The organism is Pseudoalteromonas sp. PB2-1, assembly GCF_045040605.1.
Classification (GTDB): domain Bacteria; phylum Pseudomonadota; class Gammaproteobacteria; order Enterobacterales; family Alteromonadaceae; genus Pseudoalteromonas; species Pseudoalteromonas arabiensis.
The window spans coordinates 1,519,585-1,538,686 of record NZ_CP090667.1; the positions used below are offsets into that span (position 1 = coordinate 1,519,585).

Sequence of the window (19,102 nt, forward strand, 5' to 3'; positions counted from 1 at the left end):
GATTAATTGGTATCTACTTTAGTATTCTCATCATTATTTGATGAATTAACTTCTGGCGAAGTTAACAGCTGTCACTAACAAAGACCCGTTTGGGTTGTATGGTTAAGTGACTAAGCGTACACGGTGGATGCCTTGGCAGTTGGAGGCGATGAAGGACGTATTAACTTGCGATAAGCCTAGTCAAGCTAGTAAAAAGCGCTTGAGACTAGGATTTCCGAATGGGGAAACCCACCTGCTTGCAGGTATCTTGCACTGAATACATAGGTGTAAGAGGCGAACGCGGAGAACTGAAACATCTAAGTACCCGTAGGAACAGAAATCAACCGAGATTCCGGAAGTAGCGGCGAGCGAAACCGGACCAGCCCTTAAGCTTATTTTGTGTTAGTGAAACATTCTGGAAAGTTTGACGATACAGGGTGATAGTCCCGTACACGAAAATGCAATCTAAGTGAAATCGAGTAGGTCGGAGCACGTGAAACTTTGACTGAATATAGGTGGACCATCATCTAAGGCTAAATACTCCCAACTGACCGATAGTGAACCAGTACCGTGAGGGAAAGGCGAAAAGAACCCCTGTGAGGGGAGTGAAATAGAACCTGAAACCGTGTACGTACAAGCAGTAGGAGCATACTTGTTATGTGACTGCGTACCTTTTGTATAATGGGTCAGCGACTTATATTTTGTAGCGAGGTTAACCGATTAGGGTAGCCGTAGTGAAAGCGAGCGTTAACTGCGCGTTGAGTTGCAAGGTATAGACCCGAAACCCGGTGATCTAGCCATGGGCAGGTTGAAGGTTGAGTAACATCAACTGGAGGACCGAACCCACTAACGTTGAAAAGTTAGGGGATGACCTGTGGCTAGGAGTGAAAGGCTAATCAAACCGGGAGATAGCTGGTTCTCCCCGAAATCTATTTAGGTAGAGCCTCGGACGAATACTTACGGGGGTAGAGCACTGTTAAGGCTAGGGGGTCATCCCGACTTACCAACCCTTTGCAAACTCCGAATACCGTAAAGTACTATCCGGGAGACACACGGCGGGTGCTAACGTCCGTCGTGAAGAGGGAAACAACCCAGACCGCCAGCTAAGGTCCCAAAGTCATAGTTAAGTGGGAAACGATGTGGAAAGGCCCAGACAGCCAGGAGGTTGGCTTAGAAGCAGCCATCCTTTAAAGAAAGCGTAATAGCTCACTGGTCGAGTCGGTCTGCGCGGAAGATGTAACGGGGCTAAACTATGCACCGAAGCTGCGGATTCAAACTTTGTTTGAGTGGTAGGGGAGCGTTCTGTAAGCCGTTGAAGGTGTACCGGGAGGTATGCTGGAGGTATCAGAAGTGCGAATGCTGACATGAGTAACGATAATGCGGGTGAAAAACCCGCACGCCGGAAGACCAAGGGTTCCTATCCCATGTTAATCAGGGTAGGGTAAGTCGACCCCTAAGGCGAGGCCGAAAGGCGTAGTCGATGGGAAACGGGTTAATATTCCCGTACTTGGTATAATTGCGATGGGGGGACGGAGCAGGCTAAACAAGCATGGCGTTGGTTGTCCATGTGAAAGTGAGTAGGTTGAGAGTTTAGGAAAATCCGGACTCTTAAGACTGAGACACGAGACGAGCACCCAAGGGTGTGAAGTTGTTGATGCCATACTTCCAGGAAAAGCCTCTAAGCTTCAGATTATACCGAATCGTACCCCAAACCGACACAGGTGGTCAGGTAGAGAATACTAAGGCGCTTGAGAGAACTCGGGTGAAGGAACTAGGCAAAATCGTACCGTAACTTCGGGAGAAGGTACGCTCCTATCTGTGATGAGACTTGCTCTCTAAGCGGACGGGAGCCGCAGTGACCAGGTGGCTGGGACTGTTTATTAAAAACACAGCACTGTGCAAAATCGCAAGATGACGTATACGGTGTGACACCTGCCCGGTGCCGGAAGGTTAATTGATGGGGTTAGTTTTCGGACGAAGCTCTTGATCGAAGCCCCGGTAAACGGCGGCCGTAACTATAACGGTCCTAAGGTAGCGAAATTCCTTGTCGGGTAAGTTCCGACCTGCACGAATGGTGTAACCATGGCCACGCTGTCTCCACCCGAGACTCAGTGAAATTGAAATCGCAGTGAAGATGCTGTGTACCCGCGGCTAGACGGAAAGACCCCGTGAACCTTTACTACAGCTTGGCACTGAACATTGAACCTACATGTGTAGGATAGGTGGGAGGCTTTGAAGCAGAGACGCTAGTCTTTGTGGAGCCGTCCTTGAAATACCACCCTTGTAGTTTTGATGTTCTAACGTTGGTCCCTGATCGGGATTACGGACAGTGCCTGGTGGGTAGTTTGACTGGGGCGGTCTCCTCCCAAAGAGTAACGGAGGAGCACGAAGGTTGGCTAAGTACGGTCGGACATCGTACGGTTAGTGTAATGGTAGAAGCCAGCTTAACTGCGAGACAGACACGTCGAGCAGGTACGAAAGTAGGTCATAGTGATCCGGTGGTTCTGAATGGAAGGGCCATCGCTCAACGGATAAAAGGTACTCCGGGGATAACAGGCTGATACCGCCCAAGAGTTCATATCGACGGCGGTGTTTGGCACCTCGATGTCGGCTCATCACATCCTGGGGCTGAAGTCGGTCCCAAGGGTATGGCTGTTCGCCATTTAAAGTGGTACGCGAGCTGGGTTTAGAACGTCGTGAGACAGTTCGGTCCCTATCTGCCGTGGGCGTTTGAGAATTGAGAGGGGTTGCTCCTAGTACGAGAGGACCGGAGTGAACGAACCGCTGGTGTTCGGGTTGTCATGCCAATGGCACTGCCCGGTAGCTACGTTCGGAACTGATAAGCGCTGAAAGCATCTAAGCGCGAAGCAGGCCTCGAGATGAGTTCTCACTAGACTTTTAAAGTCTCTGAAGGGCCGTTGAAGACTACAACGTTGATAGGCAGGGTGTGGAAGTGGTGTGAGCCATTAAGCTAACCTGTACTAATTACCCGTGAGGCTTAACCATACAACGCCAAACGCGTTTTGTGGCAGCGTAACAGACAGAAGTTAGTATACTAAAGTAGATTTACGATTATCAGATTTCCGAATTTTAGTTAATTGCTAAGGCGATTAACAAACAGAATACGCTTGGTGACAATAGCGTTTTGGACCCACCTGACCCCATGCCGAACTCAGTAGTGAAACGAAACAGCGCCGATGATAGTGTGGCATTTGCCATGTGAAAGTAGGACATCGCCAGGCTCCTAATTAGAGAAACCCGATTCGAAAGAGTCGGGTTTTTTGTTGCCTGTAGAAAATAAAACACCCAACCAAGACCCTACTACTTCTATCCTTGTAGGCATAGTGTGGCATTCGCCATGTGAAAGTAGGACATCCTACTGCGTAGCGCACCATGGCTCCTAATTAGAGAAACCCGATTCGAAAGAGTCGGGTTTTTTGTTGCCTGTAGAAAAATAAAACACCCAACCAAGACCCTACTACTTCTATCCTTGTAGGCATAGTGTGGCATTCGCCATGTGAAAGTAGGACATCCTACTGCGTAGCGCACCATGGCTCCTAATTAGAGAAACCCGATTCGAAAGAGTCGGGTTTTTTGTTGCCTGTAGAAAAATAAAACACCCAACCAAGACCCTACTACTTCTATCCTTGTAGGCATAGTGTGGCATTCGCCATGTGAAAGTAGGACATCCTACTGCGTAGCGCACCATGGCTCCTAATTAGAGAAACCCGTTGCAGTAATGCAACGGGTTTTTTCGTATGTGGTCGCGATTTTACATCGTGCGCGCTATTTTCTCTGACTCTTAAGGCACACTCGCAACAACTTCTCTAAGCGTGGCGACGAACTTGTCAGCTGGCGTTCATTAAATTAACTTTGCTTTGTTTATGGCTTTGATTTAGGATCAAAACAGTTTAAAAGCAAGAACTAATGGCCTGTGTCTAGATTACTTATTTGTTTATTATTATTTTTTTCGAGTGCTTCAACTTTTGCTGTTGAGGTGACTAATCTATATCAAGATACCCTTAAAGTTGCAGATAAATCACGTGATGCTCGCTTAGCTGCCAGTCGTGAAGCGCTGCTCAATGTGTTGGTAAAGGTCAGTGGTGATACAACTGCAGATCAAAATCCTGTTGCTAAACAGCGTACTCGTGACATATCAGATTACATGCTCAAGTTCGAATACGACGAAAAAGCAGATGGTAGTTTAAATCTGGTCGTTAAGTTTGAAGCGAACAAAATTAATGCGCTGATTAAGGAGCTTGGCTTGCCATTATGGGGCACGCGTCGTCCTTTAGTCGCTATTTGGCTTGCAATAGAAGATAACTGGCGTCGGGAGCTGGTAACACAGGAATCCTACCCGCAACTTGAACAGCTAATTTACGATAAAGCAGGTGAGCGTGGTTTAGCAGTCGTTGTCCCTTTACTTGATCTACAAGACCGCTCAATTGTTGGTATTCCTGAGGTATGGGGTAACTTTTCTGAGCCAGTAGAGCGTGCGTCGAGTCGTTATAGTGCAGAGCGAAGTATTACTGCAAGAATGTATCAACAACAAGATTCAGAAACGTGGATCCTTGATTGGCGTTTTACAAATGACGATCTTTTCGAAACTAATCGGCTGGTAGGTGATAAGCAACAGATTGTTGCTGATATGGTTGATAGTTTAGCCTCAGGCTTAGCATTAGAGTATGCGATAGACCCAACTACGATTGGCCAACTTGCATCAGCAAAATTTTATTTAAAGGGTATTAATAATTTTGTTGATATTGAACTTGCAAAACGTCGATTAGCAACTTTGAGTGTTGTTACCCGTGTAGAAATTTTGCTACGTACACCTGATATGGTGCAATTCCATGTTAATCACACAGGCAGTATGAACGATTTTAGAAAAGCATTAGAACTTGATAGTGCCTTTAAAGCCTATCAGGACCCTCGAGATTTCTATCAAATCATTAATCAAGATGAACTTGAATATCAGTGGCAGGGGCTTTAATTCTAGTGCAAGATCCTATGCAAATGGCACTGCCGGTTACGTTACCTGATGATGAAACGTTTACGTCTTATTTTGGTGGCGAAAATTCTCTTGAGGTTAGTCATCTTAAAGATGCATTTACAAAACTAAGCAGTAAATTCCAATATACTTATTTATGTGGTTTAGGTGATTCTGGAAAGTCTCACTTGTTGTACGCAACCTGTATTGACGCCCAAGAACGTGGTTTGTCAACGATGTTACTGTCTATGAGAGAGGTGATTGATTACGGGCCTATGGTTCTTGATGGCTTGGAGACTCTTGATGTTTTATGTATCGATGACGTTCATTTAGTGGCTGGTAATGATGCGTGGGAAAAAGGCTTATTTAACTTTTTCAATCGCTTTAACGAGCCAGGTAAATACTTGGTTGTCACTGCCGATCTATTACCTGATATGCTGCATATCAATCTACCTGATCTTGTATCGCGTTTGAAATGGGGCACGACATTGCAAATACGCTCAATGAGTGACGATGACAAAGCTGAAGCACTTGTACGCCGTGCTCACATGCGTGGTCTTGAACTGACCGACGAATGTGCGCGCTTTTTATTAACGCGACTAAGCCGCGATATGCGCGCACTACTCGATGTTTTAGATAAACTTGACCATGCCTCTATGGCTGCGCAAAGAAAATTAACAATTCCTTTTATAAAATCAACGTTAAAGCTTTAGTAGGGCTAGAATCTAGTCCTTGCTTTCAGTTATCATTAGCTATTACAAAATCCTTCTGTGAAAGACCAGGTACTCAATGAACTTAGAAAATATTTTAGCGCAAGCACTCGAGGCTGTAGCCAGTGCGAATGAAATCGCGCAATTAGAAGATATCAGGGTTAATTACCTTGGTAAAAAAGGTGAAATCACCAACTTACTTAAAACGCTAGGCAAGATTGCTCCTGAAGAGCGTAAAGAAGCGGGTCAAGTGATTAACCAAGCAAAACAAGAAGTACAAACAGCCATTAACGAAAAGCGTGAGTTACTAGCAAGTAAGGCTCTTGAAGAGAAACTAGCGGCAGAAACAATCGACGTAACTTTACCAGGTCGTGTTATGCCAACAGGTGGCTTACACCCAGTAACTCGTACTATTGAACGTATTGAAAGCTTTTTTGGTGAGCTAGGTTTTGCGGTTAAATCAGGTCCTGAAGTTGAAGATGATTTTCATAACTTCGATGCGCTAAATATTCCTGAGCATCACCCAGCACGTGCTGATCACGATACTTTCTATTTCAACCCTAAGCTTGTGTTACGTACACAAACCAGTGGTGTACAAATCCGTACCATGGAAACTGAGCAGCCACCACTGCGTATCATCTCTCCAGGTCGTGTTTATCGTAACGATTACGACCAAACACACACGCCAATGTTCCACCAAGTGGAAGGTTTAATGGTTGATACAGATGTAAGCTTCACTGAGTTAAAAGGTATTCTGCACGACTTCTTACGTAACTTCTTTGAAGAAGACATGGAAATTCGTTTCCGTCCTTCTTACTTCCCATTTACCGAGCCATCAGCTGAGGTTGATGTTATGGGTAAAAACGGCAAGTGGTTAGAGGTATTAGGCTGTGGCATGGTTCACCCTAACGTTCTTAAATCAGTGGGTATTGATCCAGAAAAATACACAGGCTTTGCATTCGGTATGGGTGTTGAGCGCTTGACTATGTTGCGTTACGGCGTAAACGACTTACGTGCATTTTTCGAAAACGATTTAAAATTCCTAAACCAGTTCCGTTAAGAGTGAAGATATAAAATGAAATTTAGTGAAAAGTGGTTAAGAGAGTGGGTTAACCCAGCAATCGACACACAGGCTCTTTCGGAACAGTTATCAATGGCTGGTCTTGAAGTTGACGGTGTTGAGCCTGCAGCGGCTGAGTTCACAGGCGTTGTTGTTGGTGAAGTGGTTGAATGTGGTCAACACCCTGACGCTGATAAATTACGTGTAACGAAAATAAACGTAGGTGGTGATGAGCTACTTGATATCGTGTGTGGTGCACCTAACTGTCGCCAAGGTTTAAAAGTAGCGGTTGCGACTGTTGGCGCTGTATTACCTGGCGACTTCAAAATCAAAAAAGCCAAACTTCGTGGTCAACCTTCACACGGTATGCTGTGCGCATTCGTTGAATTAGGTATCAGCGAAGAAGGCGATGGCATCATGGAATTACCAAGTGATGCGCCAATCGGCACTGACTTACGTGAATACTTAAGCCTTGATGACAACATTATTGATGTTGACTTAACACCAAACCGTGGTGATTGTCTAGGTATTAAAGGTCTAGCGCGTGAGGTGGGCGTACTTAACAGTGTTGATGTGAATACACTTGAAATCGCACCAGTTGCTGCAACGATTGATGACAAAGTATCAATTGAGCTTGTCAATGATGAAGCGTGTCCTCGTTATTTAGGCCGTGTAATCAAAGGTATTAACTTAGATGCAGAAACACCACTTTGGATGGTAGAAAAATTACGTCGCAGTGGAATTCGTTCAATTGATCCTGTTGTTGATGTAACAAACTATGTGTTATTAGAGCTAGGTCACCCAATGCACGCATTTGATTTAAATGCGATTGAAGGTGGTATTAAAGTACGTAGCGCAAACGTGGGTGAAGAGTTAGTTCTGTTAGATGGCAACACAGCTAAACTAAACGAGTCTACGCTTGTGATTGCCGATCACAACAAAGCGCTTGCTATCGCGGGTATTTTTGGTGGTGAAAAGTCTGGTGTAACTGAAGCAACATCAGACATTTTATTAGAAAGTGCATTCTTTAACCCTGTCGCTATTGCGGGTCAAGCACGTAGCTACGGTTTACACACAGATGCATCACATCGCTACGAGCGTGGTGTAGATTTTGCGCTGCAAAAAGATGCAATGGAACGTGCGACAGCATTACTTCTTGAGATTGTTGGCGGCGAAGCAGGCCCTGTTGTTGAAGCCGTCGCAACTGACAAATTACCAAAAGTAACAGAAGTGCGTTTACGTCGTGAGCGTTTAGACCGCGTAATTGGCCACCACATTGATGATGCAAAAGTCACTGACATCCTAACGCGCTTAGGTTTAGACGTAAAAATTGTTGATGGCGTATGGAGCGCTGACGTACCTAGCTATCGCTTTGATATTCGTATTGAAGAAGATTTAATTGAAGAAGTTGCGCGTGTATACGGCTATAACAGCATTCCTAACGTTGCACCAACTGCTAAGTTAAAAATGACTAACCATGATGAGTCGCATGTTGCGGTCACTAAATTCCGTAATACGCTTGTTACACGTGGTTACCAAGAAGCAATTACCTACAGCTTCGTAGATCCAAAAGCACAAGCAATTTTACACCCGCAAAGTGATGCACTTGTATTGCCACACCCAATTTCAGTTGAAATGTCAGCTATGCGTGTCAGCTTAATGCCGGGTTTATTAGCATCATTAGTGTATAATCAAAACCGTCAGCAACCCCGTGTACGTTTATTTGAGCATGGTTTAAAATTCTTACGCGACGAGAATGCTGAGAATGGTGTAAACCAAGTTGCTGTGATCGGAGGTGTTATCTCTGGTCTTGCTCACGGTGAACATTGGGTTCAAGAAAAACGTAGCGTTGATTTTTATGATTTAAAAGGTGATGTTGAAGCACTTTTAGCGATTAGCAACGATTCATCACGTTTTGAGATAAAAGCAGAGCAGTCTGATGGCTTACACCCAGGCCAATCAGCCGTTATTTATGTTAATGGTAAAAAAGTAGGCTTCTTTGGTGCAGTGCACCCACAAGTGCAAAAGTCACTAGATATCAATAACACAGCATTTGTGTTTGAAATCGAAATGTCTGCATTAGAAAAAAGAAAATTACCAGAAGCTGTGGCTGTGTCGAAATTCCCGTCAAACCGCCGTGATATCGCGATTTTAGTGGAAGATCACGTAAAATCTGGCGATATTTTAAATGTCATAGAAAAAGTTGGCGGAAATCAATTGGTTGACCTAAACTTATTCGATGTGTATAAGGGCAAAGGTATTGAGCCAAATTATAAGAGTTTGGCGATTGCTCTAACACTACAAGCGGTTGATAGAACGCTCGAAGAGAAAGATATCAATCAGGTAGTTGATAATGTGGTGGCCGCACTGGCCGAACAATTTAACGCATCGTTGAGGGACTAGATATGGCGCTTACTAAAGCCGACATAGCTGAACACCTATTTGAAAAACTCGGGATTAATAAGAAAGATGCCAAAGATTTAGTTGAAGCGTTTTTTGAAGAAATCCGCTCAGCGCTAGAAAAAGGTGAGCAGGTTAAGCTCTCTGGATTTGGTAACTTTGATCTTCGAGATAAGAAAGAACGTCCAGGCCGTAATCCGAAAACAGGCGAAGATATCCCTATTTCGGCACGCCGAGTAGTAACTTTTAGACCCGGTCAGAAGTTAAAAACTCGCGTTGAAGTTGGCACAAGCAAATCAAAATGAAAAAAGGCAGCGTTAGCTGCCTTTTTTATTTCTTTTTGCAGTTTAAAAGTCACGAGGGGACACAAACTTACCTGCTTGGATACTGTCGTAGGTTTGTTGTGCTAAATCATCTAAGCTATCTAGGCTCTTACCTGAGGCTGTTAACTTATGTTCGATTGGTAAAATATCAACATTTTCGTAGCCAGATAACTGTGCAACCCGTGCGAAAGTATATGCGTGTTTGTATTTCTCATGTTTATAAAACAAGCTGACTAAAGTTGGGTAGATCTCAGAATTTGGGGTTTCGTCTGCTTTATTGAGTTCTAGTGTTTTGTAAAGCAAGTCGATGGTTTTTTCATCATCAAACTTTACATAATAACTGGCAAGGAAAAATTGCATTTCAGCATTTTCAGTGACACTTTTATCATTTTCTAAAGCAAGCAACTTGGTTAACGCCGATTGGTCATTATTGCGTGACCAGTGATAGTAAAGAAGGCCTGGGTGTTTGGTATCTTTAGTATCCTGGAAGATACGGGTCATTTCCTTAATGCTCGTCAAGTGGCCTTCAACGCGTGAGGTTGTTTTTTCTTTAAGTTTTATATGCTCAATCTTTGCGGCTAACGACACGCATTGGTCATACTTTTCAAAGCCTTTTAAAAGCTGATACTTATTTTCATCGGTAGGCGACTTATATTCAATATAACGTTGCATGATGACGTCTTTGCGTTGCTCTTTACAGTGGCTATCTTTATTTAGATCACTACAAAAGCCAGGGGTTTCTTCACACACTTTGGCCAGTGTTAGCGGATCTTCACACCCAGTTAATGCCAATAAACCAAGCAGCAGGCTTGCTCTTAATAACATTCCTTAACCTCAAGTTAATAAATACTACTTTATTCTAGCGCAATGAATTGATCTGTAACAGTGGAGAATCATCTGAGTTTAAATTAGAATACTCCTGCCAGAAATGTGCTGCTCTCAAATCACAGTGCATTTTTATGGCTATCCGTTCAAAATTGTTTAATTAGGTAAAAAAAATGACCTCATCTCACGAGTTAGAATACACAAGCAGCTGGCAAGAACGTCAAGACTACGCAGAAAGCATGCAACCAATTATTGGTAAGCTTTACCGTAGTCGTGGTATCGAAATTGCTGTATATGGCCGTCCTCTCGTTAATGCCAGTACAATCGATATCATCAAAGCACATAAGACCGTTGCTCAGTTTGAAGGTACAAAACTACGTTTACGTGAAAGCTTCCCATTTCTTGAAGCGATTAGCAAAATGGACTTAAACTCAGCACGTATCGATATTGGTAAACTAGCGTATGGTTATTTATTTAATGATGCAGCTAAAGGTCGTTCAGTTGAAGAGTACCTAACTGACGAGTTGGCAGAAATCGCTAATGCAGAGCGTAAAGAGCCGCGTGATGTTGTGTTATATGGCTTCGGTCGTATCGGTCGTTTATTAGCGCGTCTATTAATTGAGAAATCAGGCCCTTATGCTGATTTACGTTTACGTGCGATCGTCGTACGTGGCGGTAAAGACGGCGACCTAGAAAAGCGCGCAAGCTTACTGCGTCGTGACTCTATTCACGGTCCATTCAATGGCTCTATCACCATTGATAAAGAGCGTAATGCAATTAAAGCTAACGGTAGTTACATCCAAGTTATCTACGCTAACTCACCAAGCGAAGTTGATTACACAGCTTACGGCATCGACAATGCACTTGTTGTTGATAACACAGGTATCTGGAAAGACGAAGCCGGCCTTGGTCAGCATTTAGAAGCGAAAGGCGCTGCAAAAGTATTATTAACTGCACCTGCTAAAGGCAATATTAAAAACATCGTATACGGTGTAAACAACCAAGATATCAAACCTGAAGATAAAATTGTGTGTGCAGCAAGTTGTACTACTAATGCTATTACACCGACATTAAAAGCGCTTAACGATAAGTTTGGTATCAAGAACGGTCACGTTGAAACTGTTCACTCATACACAAATGACCAAAACTTAATTGATAACTACCACAAAGCTGAGCGTCGTGGTCGTGCTGCTGCACTTAACATGGTTATCACGTCAACGGGTGCTGCAAAAGCGGTTTCTAAAGCGTTACCTGAGCTTGAAGGTAAACTAACTGGTAATGCAATCCGTGTTCCTACACCAAACGTATCAATGGCTATCTTGAACTTAAACCTTGAAAAAGGTACAACTGTTGAAGAACTCAATGCGTTCTTACGTGAAACAGCACTTTACTCTGATCTTCGTGACCAAATCGATTACACAGCCTCAACTGAAATCGTCTCTACAGACTTAGTGGGTAGCCGTTACGCAGGTGTTGTTGACTCACAAGCAACAATCGTAGATGACAACCGTGTTGTGCTTTACGTTTGGTACGATAATGAGTTTGGTTATAGCTGTCAGGTTGTACGTTGTATGCGTGACATGGCTGAAGTAACTTTCCCAAGCTTACCTCGTTAATAGCTAAATATTAAAGAATCTAGAAGCCAGCATTATGCTGGCTTTTTTAGTCGTGAAAGTGTTTGCAAATTTTCTGCATGTGATAGGCTGTGCTACGTCTACATCATATTACTAACAAAACGTTCTACACAAGAGCGTTGACTTAATTCTTAACTAACAAGCGAATAGCTAAGAATTATTTTTAACCAATAGGTTTATAGAATGAAAATCACCAGCAATTTTGACAGTGGTAATATCAAGGTTATTGAAGCCGTTGATCCACTGAATATTCAATTAGAAATTAATAAAGACAATCAGTCTGATTTTTTCCAGTGGTTTCACTTTCGTCTTGAAACAACACCGTTTCAAAACCATAAATTACACATAAATAACCTAAAAAACTCAGCGTATCCTGATGGCTGGGAAGGTTATCACGCTGTTGCATCATACGACCGTCAAACGTGGTTCCGTGTTCCTTCTGAGTATGCCGATGGCACGCTATCTTTTGAAGTTGAACCTGAATGTGGCAGCATGTACTTTGCTTACTTTGCCCCATATAGCTATGACCGTCACTTAGATTTACTTGCATGGGCACAAAAAAGCCAGCATGCATGTGAACTAGAAACGTTAGGTGAAACACTTGATGGTCGCGACATGAGTGTATTGCGTGTGGGTATCCCAAGTGATGATAAAAAGATCATTTGGGTCACTGCACGCCAACACCCAGGTGAAACAATGGCTGAGTGGTATGTTGAAGGTTTACTTCATAAACTACTTGACGATGAAGACCCACATGCTGCAGCACTTTTGTCTAAAGCAGTATTTTATATCGTGCCGAACATGAACCCTGATGGCAGTGTGCGTGGTCACCTTCGTACAAACGCGAAAGGCGTTAACTTAAACCGTGAGTGGCAAACACCGAGCATGGAAAATAGCCCAGAAGTATTCTTGGTGCTAAACAAGATGCGCGAAACGGGCCTTGATATGCACTTGGATATTCATGGTGACGAAGCGATCCCTTATAACTTTGTTGCCGGTAGTGAAGGTATCCCAGGCTACGATGATCGCTTAAAAGAGTTAGAAGATAGCTTTAAAGCCGCGCTTTTAACTGTGACGCCAGAGTTCCAAGACGAGCATGGTTATCCAAAAGATGAGCCGGGCCAGGCTAACTTAACGGTAGGTTCTTCGGCTGTTGCCCATGAATTTAATGCATTAGCGTATACGGTAGAGATGCCATTTAAAGATAACGATGATTTACCAGATCCTGATTACGGTTGGTCAGACCGCCGTTCGTATCAATTTGGTCAAGATACGTTAGCGGCCATCGTGAACGTGGTCGATAAACTAAGATAACGCACATTACGGGCATCAGCAAAACTGATGCCCGTAATTGTATCTAGTGATAAGAGTTTCAGCGATGCTTACGAATGGCACAATGAATGTTAATTAATGTCACGTACACGTCATTTTGAAAATTAACTGTTAACAAAGATGGGGTGTTTAAGTTAATATTCAATACGTTTCGCTGAGACGTTATTAAGTTTTATTAATATTTCTCACACATATATGTCGCGTATTCTCACAAGCTCACGCAGAGTATCGTAACTAACAATAAAAAATATCATCATAGAGGATATCCATGGAAGCTCTTGTAAGTGCCGTCAATGACATAATCTGGAGTAATGCACTCATTTATTTATGTCTAGGTGCAGGTCTATTTTATTCCGTTCTAACCCGTTTCGCTCAAGTTAGACATTTCAAAGAAATGTGTAAGTTATTGCTAAGCTCCAATAACTCAGATACCGGTATTTCATCATTCCAGGCGCTAGCTGTTTCATTATCTGGCCGTGTTGGTGTGGGTAATATTGCTGGGGTTGCTGCGGCAATTGGCTTTGGTGGACCTGGTGCTATTTTCTGGATGTGGGTGGTGGCATTTTTAGGAGCAAGTACAGCCTATGCAGAGTCTACCCTTGGGCAAATTTATAAATCTGAAGAAGATGGTCAATATCGAGGCGGTCCAGCGTATTATTTTGACCGTTGCTTAAAGCAAAAATGGTTAGCTGTATTATTTGCTGTATCAGCCATTGTTGCCTGTGGCGTATTTTTACCTGGCGTACAAGCAAATGCGGTAGGTAATGCATTTACGCAAGTATTTGGTGAAGGTACACTGGTTAGCACCAGCTTTGGCGAAGTGGGTAGCTTCAAATTAGTGGCGCTGGCTATCATCCTAATCGTGCTTGCGTTTATTATCTTCGGCGGTATTAAGCGTATTGCTAACTTCACACAAATTGTAGTGCCATTTATGGCATTAGGTTACATCGTACTAGCCCTAATCGTAGTATTTATAAATTTGGATAAAGTACCGGGTATTTTTTCAATGATTTTATCTGATGCATTCACAGCTCAAGCTGGCTTTGGTGCGGCAATTGGTTGGGGTGTAAAGCGTGGGATTTACTCAAACGAAGCAGGTCAAGGTACAGGCCCTCATGCAGCATCTGCCGCAGAAGTTGATCACCCAGCTCAACAGGGCTTAGTGCAAGCATTTTCTGTTTACGTGGACACAATCTTTGTGTGTACTGCAACAGCGTTAATGATCCTTATCACTAAGCAGTATAATATTGTGGGTGAGTTACCTGCAGGTCAATTCATAGTGCAAAACGTTGATGCAGCAACGGAAGTAGGTTCAGCAGCCTTTACCCAAATGGCACTATTTAGCGTATTTGGCGGCTTTGGTGAAGCATTTGTTGGTATTGCGTTGTTCTTCTTCGCGTTTACTACAATCCTTGCTTATTACTATATTGCAGAAACCAATGTAGCGTATTTAAATCGTTACTTTAAAGGTAGCATTCCGTTAGTTGTTGTTAAAGTGGTTATCATGTTCATGGTTGCTTACGGTATGGTAAATAACTCTGGCTATATTTGGGCTATTGGTGATATTGGTGTTGGCTTAATGGCTTGGATTAATATTGTTGGTATTTTAGCTATCTTCTTTGTCGCAAAACCTGCACTTAACTGTTTACGTGATTATGAAGATCAAAAGAAAGCGGGTGGTGAAATTACCTTTGATCCAGTTAAGTTAGGCATCAAAAATGCGATCTTCTGGGAAAAGCGTTTAGCACAAAAGGCTAAAGAAAAAGAATAAAATGTATTTTTAGACGAGTTTGATGATTGTAGTTTTCGAATCTTCATAATTGAATGAAATTCAAATAAGACATCGGCTCATAAAACGAGTACAATAAAGGGCGCCTAAAGGCGCCTTTTTTATGCGTAGTATGGAGAAAGATATGGCGATTATTAGTTGCCCGCAGTGTGCAAAATCAATATCTGATAAACATAAGCAATGTCCGCATTGTGAATGCCAAGTTACCGATCTTAGCAATGAACAAATGCAACAAATGCAAAAAGAAACGCGCATTCGTAAACAACAAAAGTTTATGAATCACTCTTTCCTCGCGCTGATTTTATTTTTAGGGGGCTTTTTTTGTTATTACTTTATGCACCCCGAAGCAAAGTCTTTTGAGTGGTATGCCTATGCAGCGGCAATGGCTGTAGGTTTTGTTTGGTATATCGTAAGCCGCATCTATTTAGTAGTTTTGAAAAAGAAAAAGTAACATGAATATTGATCAGATAGTTAAAAATATCACCCCAGACGTATTTGAGCGTCTCCAGTACGGCGCCTCAACAGGCAAGTGGCCTGATGGCACGCCATTAACTGAAGAGCAAAAACAACAAACCGTTCAGCTCGTGATGCTTTACCAAGCTAAAGTTTCGCAAACCAATGAGCAATTTACCATTGGTGAAAATGGTGAAATGGTGCAAAAGAGCAAAGCTCAATTGCAAAAAGAATTCGCATCAGAAAATGAAATAGCTAGGTTTAGTGAAAATGATCTTTAAACACCTGTTTACTCCAAAATGGAAGCACCCTAAAAACCAAATTCGTTTGGCAGCCGTTGAGCGCCTTGATAGAGAACGTGATGCTAATATCTTAAACAGTATTGCACTTGAAGACAGTTCTGCTGAAATCCGTAAAAAAGCCTTGAATAAAGTGAATGATATTGTTTTATGGTGGCAGGTTTATAAGCAAGATCAAGCTCTGAAAGAGCTAGCAGAGCACCATATCAATCAAGCTGTTTTAAGCACAGATGGCCAATTAGATGCCAATATTAAAAATGAATTTATCGAGCGTTATGCACCAGTTAAAACACTTGAGAAGTTAGCATTTGCAGAAAAAGAAATTCAGGTTCGGGTTAAATTATTAAAGCGTTTAGCCAATGCTAACTTGATTGATAAAGCATTTAAAGAAGGCAGCGAAGAATTACAAGCTCAGCTTGTTGAGTTGGTAATCAATCATCAATTGGCTAAACCATTATTAAAGCATGCTAAAGGACAAGCTCAGCAGCAGCTAAACACCCACCTTGAAAATGAGCGTTTAGCTATTGAAATGCCGGCTAAGGTGGAGGCAGATACACGCGTTGTGTTGGCGAAACTGAATGCATTACGTGATAAAACTGATTTTCAACTGGTATCTCAACAACATGCTGATTTGTTACAGCAATGGCAAGCGATTGAACTTAAGTGGTTGAATGAAGAACAAGTTAAAGCGCTTGATAAAAAATACATAGCGATCACTCAAAAGTTAGATGTTCACCTGGCTTCGCTTCGTAATGAATATGAAATTGCTCAACAATTATTATTGGAGCAGCAACGTCAAGTACTTGCACTGGCAACACTTGAAGCGTTATCAGAAGAAATTGAGAATGCTCTACAGCTTGGGATGGAAGAGCCTGAACAAATCCAACAAGATTGGCTAGAGGCGAAAGTTGCACAAGCAAAAGAGGCACTTACTGAGACAAAACTAACTGATAACCAAAATGTTCGAGATGTTAAAAAACGCTTAGAGAATTTGTTTGAGCAGGTAGAGCAATTACCAACACTTGTTACTTCGATAGCTGAATACAAAAAAGCGTTTGAAACCTTATCTGCGATTGAACCAAGTGGTGATGAAGCACTGTTTGATGAGCTGCAGCGAGAGTTTAAAACAGAGCAAAAAATTGCTCGTCAAAAATTGTCTAAGATCCCTACGCGATTACAAGGTAGTTTAAATGCGGCACTAACAGAACGTGTCAACATGTGGCAAGAAGCGATGGCGCCACTTGCGACTAAACTTGCTAAAAACCAGCAAGCAGCTAAGAGAAAAGCACGAGATGTTAAACGTTTGATTGAACAAGGCCGTTTTAATATTGCGTTTGGTGTTTTTAAAGGCTTTGAAGAGCTATATGACACACTCACCGAGTCATATAGGCAACCACTTGATTCACTTAAATCTGACCTTGAATCACAATTAGCGGAAGCGAAAGATTGGCAAAAATACGCATCTGCGCCAAAGCGTGAAGCACTACTTAAAGAAGTAAGTGAATTAGCGGCAACAGAATGTACTGACCCTAAACAGCGTGCAGAGCAAGTTAAACAGTTACGTCGACGTTGGAATGAGTTAGGGCGTCTTGATACAGAAGAAGAGAAACGCCAAGGTGAACAATTTGATCAGCTAGTAGAGTTACTGTTTGCGCCGTGTCGTGAATATTTCGCTGAGCAAGAGCAACAACGTGAGCAAGCCAAATCACAGCGTGTTGATATTATCACGCAAATGCAACAGCTAAATGAGCAGGATACTCAGTCTGATGAGTTTGATTGGAAGCAGTTTGAAAGTAAATTTAATCGGATTGCTAAAGCATGGCGTTCTGCTGGTAATGTTGACCCTAAAACGTATCGTGAGTTGCAAGCACAATTCAAAGCGGCGCAGTCACAAGTGCAAGCTCAGCTAGTGGCGTTTCATAAAGTAAATGCTGAGCAAAAAGCAGCGCTGGTAGAGCAAGCAACACAGTTATCTCAAAGCGATGATTTAGCATCAGCGTGCCAAGAGCTCAAAGCACTTCAACAAACTTGGCAAACGATTGGCTTTGCAGGAATGAAAGCAGAAAACACTTTATGGCAGCAATTTAGACGTGTTAATGACGAAACATTTGCCAAGCGCAGTGCTGAGTTTGAACAGCAAAAGCAAGTGCAGCAACAAAATGACGAAGTTGTCGCAGAGCTGTTAACTGAGCTTGAATCTGCACTTGAAACAGTGGTACATCTTGCTCAGCTTAAAGACTTAGCTGCTAAGCTTGCAGGGCTTGATTATTCGAAAGCGTTATCAACTCGTGTTACTCGGTTAGAGGCGGCAATTAATGCAAAAACAGCGCAAATGAGTAAACAAGCAGAGCAATCTAAGCTCGATGCTTTATTTACAGCGCTTGAGGACGATACTGATATCCCTACTCAGTTCCAAACGCCATTGACAACAGTATTAAACGCGCAGCAATTGCTAACACGTATTGAAATTTTAGCTGGTGTAGAATCTGCCGATAGTCAGCTACGCATGACAGAGCAAGTAGCAATGCTTGATGATAAGCACCGTGGAGAGCAAGCAGATATTTATTACTATTTAAAACAGCTTTTAGCGGTCAGTGGAGGTTCAGTTTCACCTGACACACTAGCAAGGCTTAAAGCAATATTTGCACAATAACGACTATTTATGAAGCCGCTTACTAGCGGCTTTTTTCGGGGAAGACTATGAGAATTTTACTATTTTTAACTTGCTTATTGTTAGGGGCATGTAAAAGCACAGAGCAAGGCATTTCGGTTTATTCATTCACGAATTCAGAAATTGAAGCGGCTTTATCAAACCAACTACCAAAATTTAAAGAACAAATAAAATTAATGGGCTTACCTGTAGAATTTGCAGTTAACGATTTAAGTGTCAATGTCGGTCCCGAAAAACGTGATGTTATTGTGTTAGGTGCCGATTCAAGCGCTGTTGTTAATGCGTTTGCACTTAAATACCCAGTACGGCTAAAGCTGCAAATAGAAGGTAGCCCTTTTTATGACAGTGAGAAAAAAGCCGTGTTTTTACGTAATGTAAAATTGTTAGATACCTATGTAGATACCGCTGGTTTTAAAGGGAACTTAAGTTTACTTGATGATCAAGCCATGCAAGTAATTAATGGGTTTTTAGCGGTCAATCCTATTTACAAGCTTAATACGAGTGACCCGAAAATAGCTTTACTTAGTAAGTTGCCACTCGATCTGCAAGTAGCACAAGGGGAAATCCGCTTAGTTCCTGCGATGTAACTTTTTAATTAGTAAGAGCATTTTTATAGTGCTCTTTTGGCTTTTTTCATAGC

The 19,102-nt window shown here is 42.4% G+C and carries 13 protein-coding genes and 2 rRNA genes; 14 read left to right on the forward strand and 1 reads right to left on the reverse strand.

The window, feature by feature from the left end; genetic code table 11:
• Positions 1-100: 100 nt before the first annotated feature.
• The 7 genes from L0Z67_RS07040 (at position 101) to ihfA (ending at position 9,441) form a co-directional block, all read left to right on the forward strand.
• Positions 101-2,985 (forward strand): 23S ribosomal RNA (locus L0Z67_RS07040).
• A gap of 121 nt (positions 2,986-3,106) precedes the next feature.
• Positions 3,107-3,221: ribosomal RNA gene (rrf, locus tag L0Z67_RS07045) — 5S ribosomal RNA — on the forward strand.
• 692 nt (positions 3,222-3,913) lie between these two features.
• Positions 3,914-4,969 (forward strand): DUF2066 domain-containing protein, encoded by a 1,056-nt coding sequence (locus tag L0Z67_RS07050; RefSeq protein ID WP_062568834.1) that lies wholly within the window; start codon positions 3,914-3,916, stop codon positions 4,967-4,969.
• Positions 4,969-5,679 carry a DnaA regulatory inactivator Hda gene (hda, locus tag L0Z67_RS07055; RefSeq protein WP_193988946.1) on the forward strand — a complete coding sequence of 237 codons (711 nt, stop codon included), beginning with the start codon at positions 4,969-4,971 and terminating at the stop codon, positions 5,677-5,679. The genes L0Z67_RS07050 and hda overlap by 1 nt, the downstream gene beginning before the upstream one ends.
• A 76-nt stretch (positions 5,680-5,755) precedes the next feature.
• Positions 5,756-6,736 carry a phenylalanine--tRNA ligase subunit alpha gene (gene pheS / locus L0Z67_RS07060; protein ID WP_062568835.1) on the forward strand — a complete coding sequence of 327 codons (981 nt, stop codon included), beginning with the start codon at positions 5,756-5,758 and terminating at the stop codon, positions 6,734-6,736.
• A 15-nt stretch (positions 6,737-6,751) separates the two neighbouring features.
• A complete protein-coding gene (gene pheT, locus L0Z67_RS07065; RefSeq protein WP_405128621.1) occupies positions 6,752-9,139 on the forward strand; it encodes a phenylalanine--tRNA ligase subunit beta in 2,388 nt (795 codons plus the stop codon).
• 2 nt (positions 9,140-9,141) lie between these two features.
• Entirely contained in the window at positions 9,142-9,441 is a 300-nt protein-coding gene (ihfA, locus tag L0Z67_RS07070) for an integration host factor subunit alpha (protein WP_036969033.1), read from the forward strand.
• Between the two features lie 42 nt (positions 9,442-9,483).
• Here the strand turns inward: ihfA and L0Z67_RS07075 are convergent, their stop codons facing one another.
• A complete protein-coding gene (locus L0Z67_RS07075) occupies positions 9,484-10,284 on the reverse strand; it encodes a DUF2989 domain-containing protein (protein WP_062568837.1) in 801 nt (266 codons plus the stop codon).
• A gap of 173 nt (positions 10,285-10,457) precedes the next feature.
• Here L0Z67_RS07075 and L0Z67_RS07080 point away from each other — a divergent pair, with 173 nt between their 5' ends.
• The 7 genes from L0Z67_RS07080 to L0Z67_RS07110 all read left to right on the forward strand — a co-directional run bounded on the left by L0Z67_RS07080 (position 10,458) and on the right by L0Z67_RS07110 (position 19,049).
• Positions 10,458-11,900, forward strand: coding sequence for a glyceraldehyde-3-phosphate dehydrogenase (locus L0Z67_RS07080; protein WP_062568838.1), 1,443 nt, complete (start codon positions 10,458-10,460; stop codon positions 11,898-11,900).
• A 201-nt stretch (positions 11,901-12,101) separates the two neighbouring features.
• A complete protein-coding gene (locus L0Z67_RS07085; protein ID WP_405128622.1) occupies positions 12,102-13,232 on the forward strand; it encodes a M14-type cytosolic carboxypeptidase in 1,131 nt (376 codons plus the stop codon).
• Positions 13,233-13,518: 286 nt separating this feature from the next.
• The gene (locus tag L0Z67_RS07090; RefSeq protein ID WP_062568840.1) at positions 13,519-15,021 is read left to right on the forward strand and encodes a sodium:alanine symporter family protein; all 1,503 of its coding nucleotides are present in this window, start codon (positions 13,519-13,521) and stop codon (positions 15,019-15,021) included.
• Positions 15,022-15,163: 142 nt separating this feature from the next.
• The gene (locus L0Z67_RS07095) at positions 15,164-15,490 is read left to right on the forward strand and encodes a hypothetical protein (protein ID WP_062569391.1); all 327 of its coding nucleotides are present in this window, start codon (positions 15,164-15,166) and stop codon (positions 15,488-15,490) included.
• A gap of 1 nt (position 15,491) precedes the next feature.
• Positions 15,492-15,773, forward strand: a complete 282-nt coding sequence (locus L0Z67_RS07100; RefSeq protein ID WP_062568841.1) for a YeaC family protein — start codon at positions 15,492-15,494, stop codon at positions 15,771-15,773.
• A complete protein-coding gene (locus tag L0Z67_RS07105) occupies positions 15,763-18,444 on the forward strand; it encodes a DUF349 domain-containing protein (protein ID WP_405128623.1) in 2,682 nt (893 codons plus the stop codon). The genes L0Z67_RS07100 and L0Z67_RS07105 overlap by 11 nt, the downstream gene beginning before the upstream one ends.
• Positions 18,445-18,491: 47 nt before the next feature.
• A complete protein-coding gene (locus tag L0Z67_RS07110) occupies positions 18,492-19,049 on the forward strand; it encodes a DUF1439 domain-containing protein (RefSeq protein WP_405128624.1) in 558 nt (185 codons plus the stop codon).
• Positions 19,050-19,102 lie beyond the last annotated feature (53 nt).

Coding starts and splice junctions, on each gene's coding strand:
- pheS (WP_062568835.1), top strand. CDS start 5,756: ATGAACTTAGAAAATATTTTAGCGCAAGCACTCGAGGCTGTAGCCAGT.
- pheT (WP_405128621.1), top strand. CDS start 6,752: ATGAAATTTAGTGAAAAGTGGTTAAGAGAGTGGGTTAACCCAGCAATC.
- ihfA (WP_036969033.1), top strand. CDS start 9,142: ATGGCGCTTACTAAAGCCGACATAGCTGAACACCTATTTGAAAAACTC.
- L0Z67_RS07075 (WP_062568837.1), bottom strand. CDS start 10,284: ATGTTATTAAGAGCAAGCCTGCTGCTTGGTTTATTGGCATTAACTGGG.
- L0Z67_RS07080 (WP_062568838.1), top strand. CDS start 10,458: ATGACCTCATCTCACGAGTTAGAATACACAAGCAGCTGGCAAGAACGT.
- L0Z67_RS07085 (WP_405128622.1), top strand. CDS start 12,102: ATGAAAATCACCAGCAATTTTGACAGTGGTAATATCAAGGTTATTGAA.
- L0Z67_RS07090 (WP_062568840.1), top strand. CDS start 13,519: ATGGAAGCTCTTGTAAGTGCCGTCAATGACATAATCTGGAGTAATGCA.
- L0Z67_RS07095 (WP_062569391.1), top strand. CDS start 15,164: ATGGCGATTATTAGTTGCCCGCAGTGTGCAAAATCAATATCTGATAAA.
- L0Z67_RS07100 (WP_062568841.1), top strand. CDS start 15,492: ATGAATATTGATCAGATAGTTAAAAATATCACCCCAGACGTATTTGAG.
- L0Z67_RS07105 (WP_405128623.1), top strand. CDS start 15,763: ATGATCTTTAAACACCTGTTTACTCCAAAATGGAAGCACCCTAAAAAC.
- L0Z67_RS07110 (WP_405128624.1), top strand. CDS start 18,492: ATGAGAATTTTACTATTTTTAACTTGCTTATTGTTAGGGGCATGTAAA.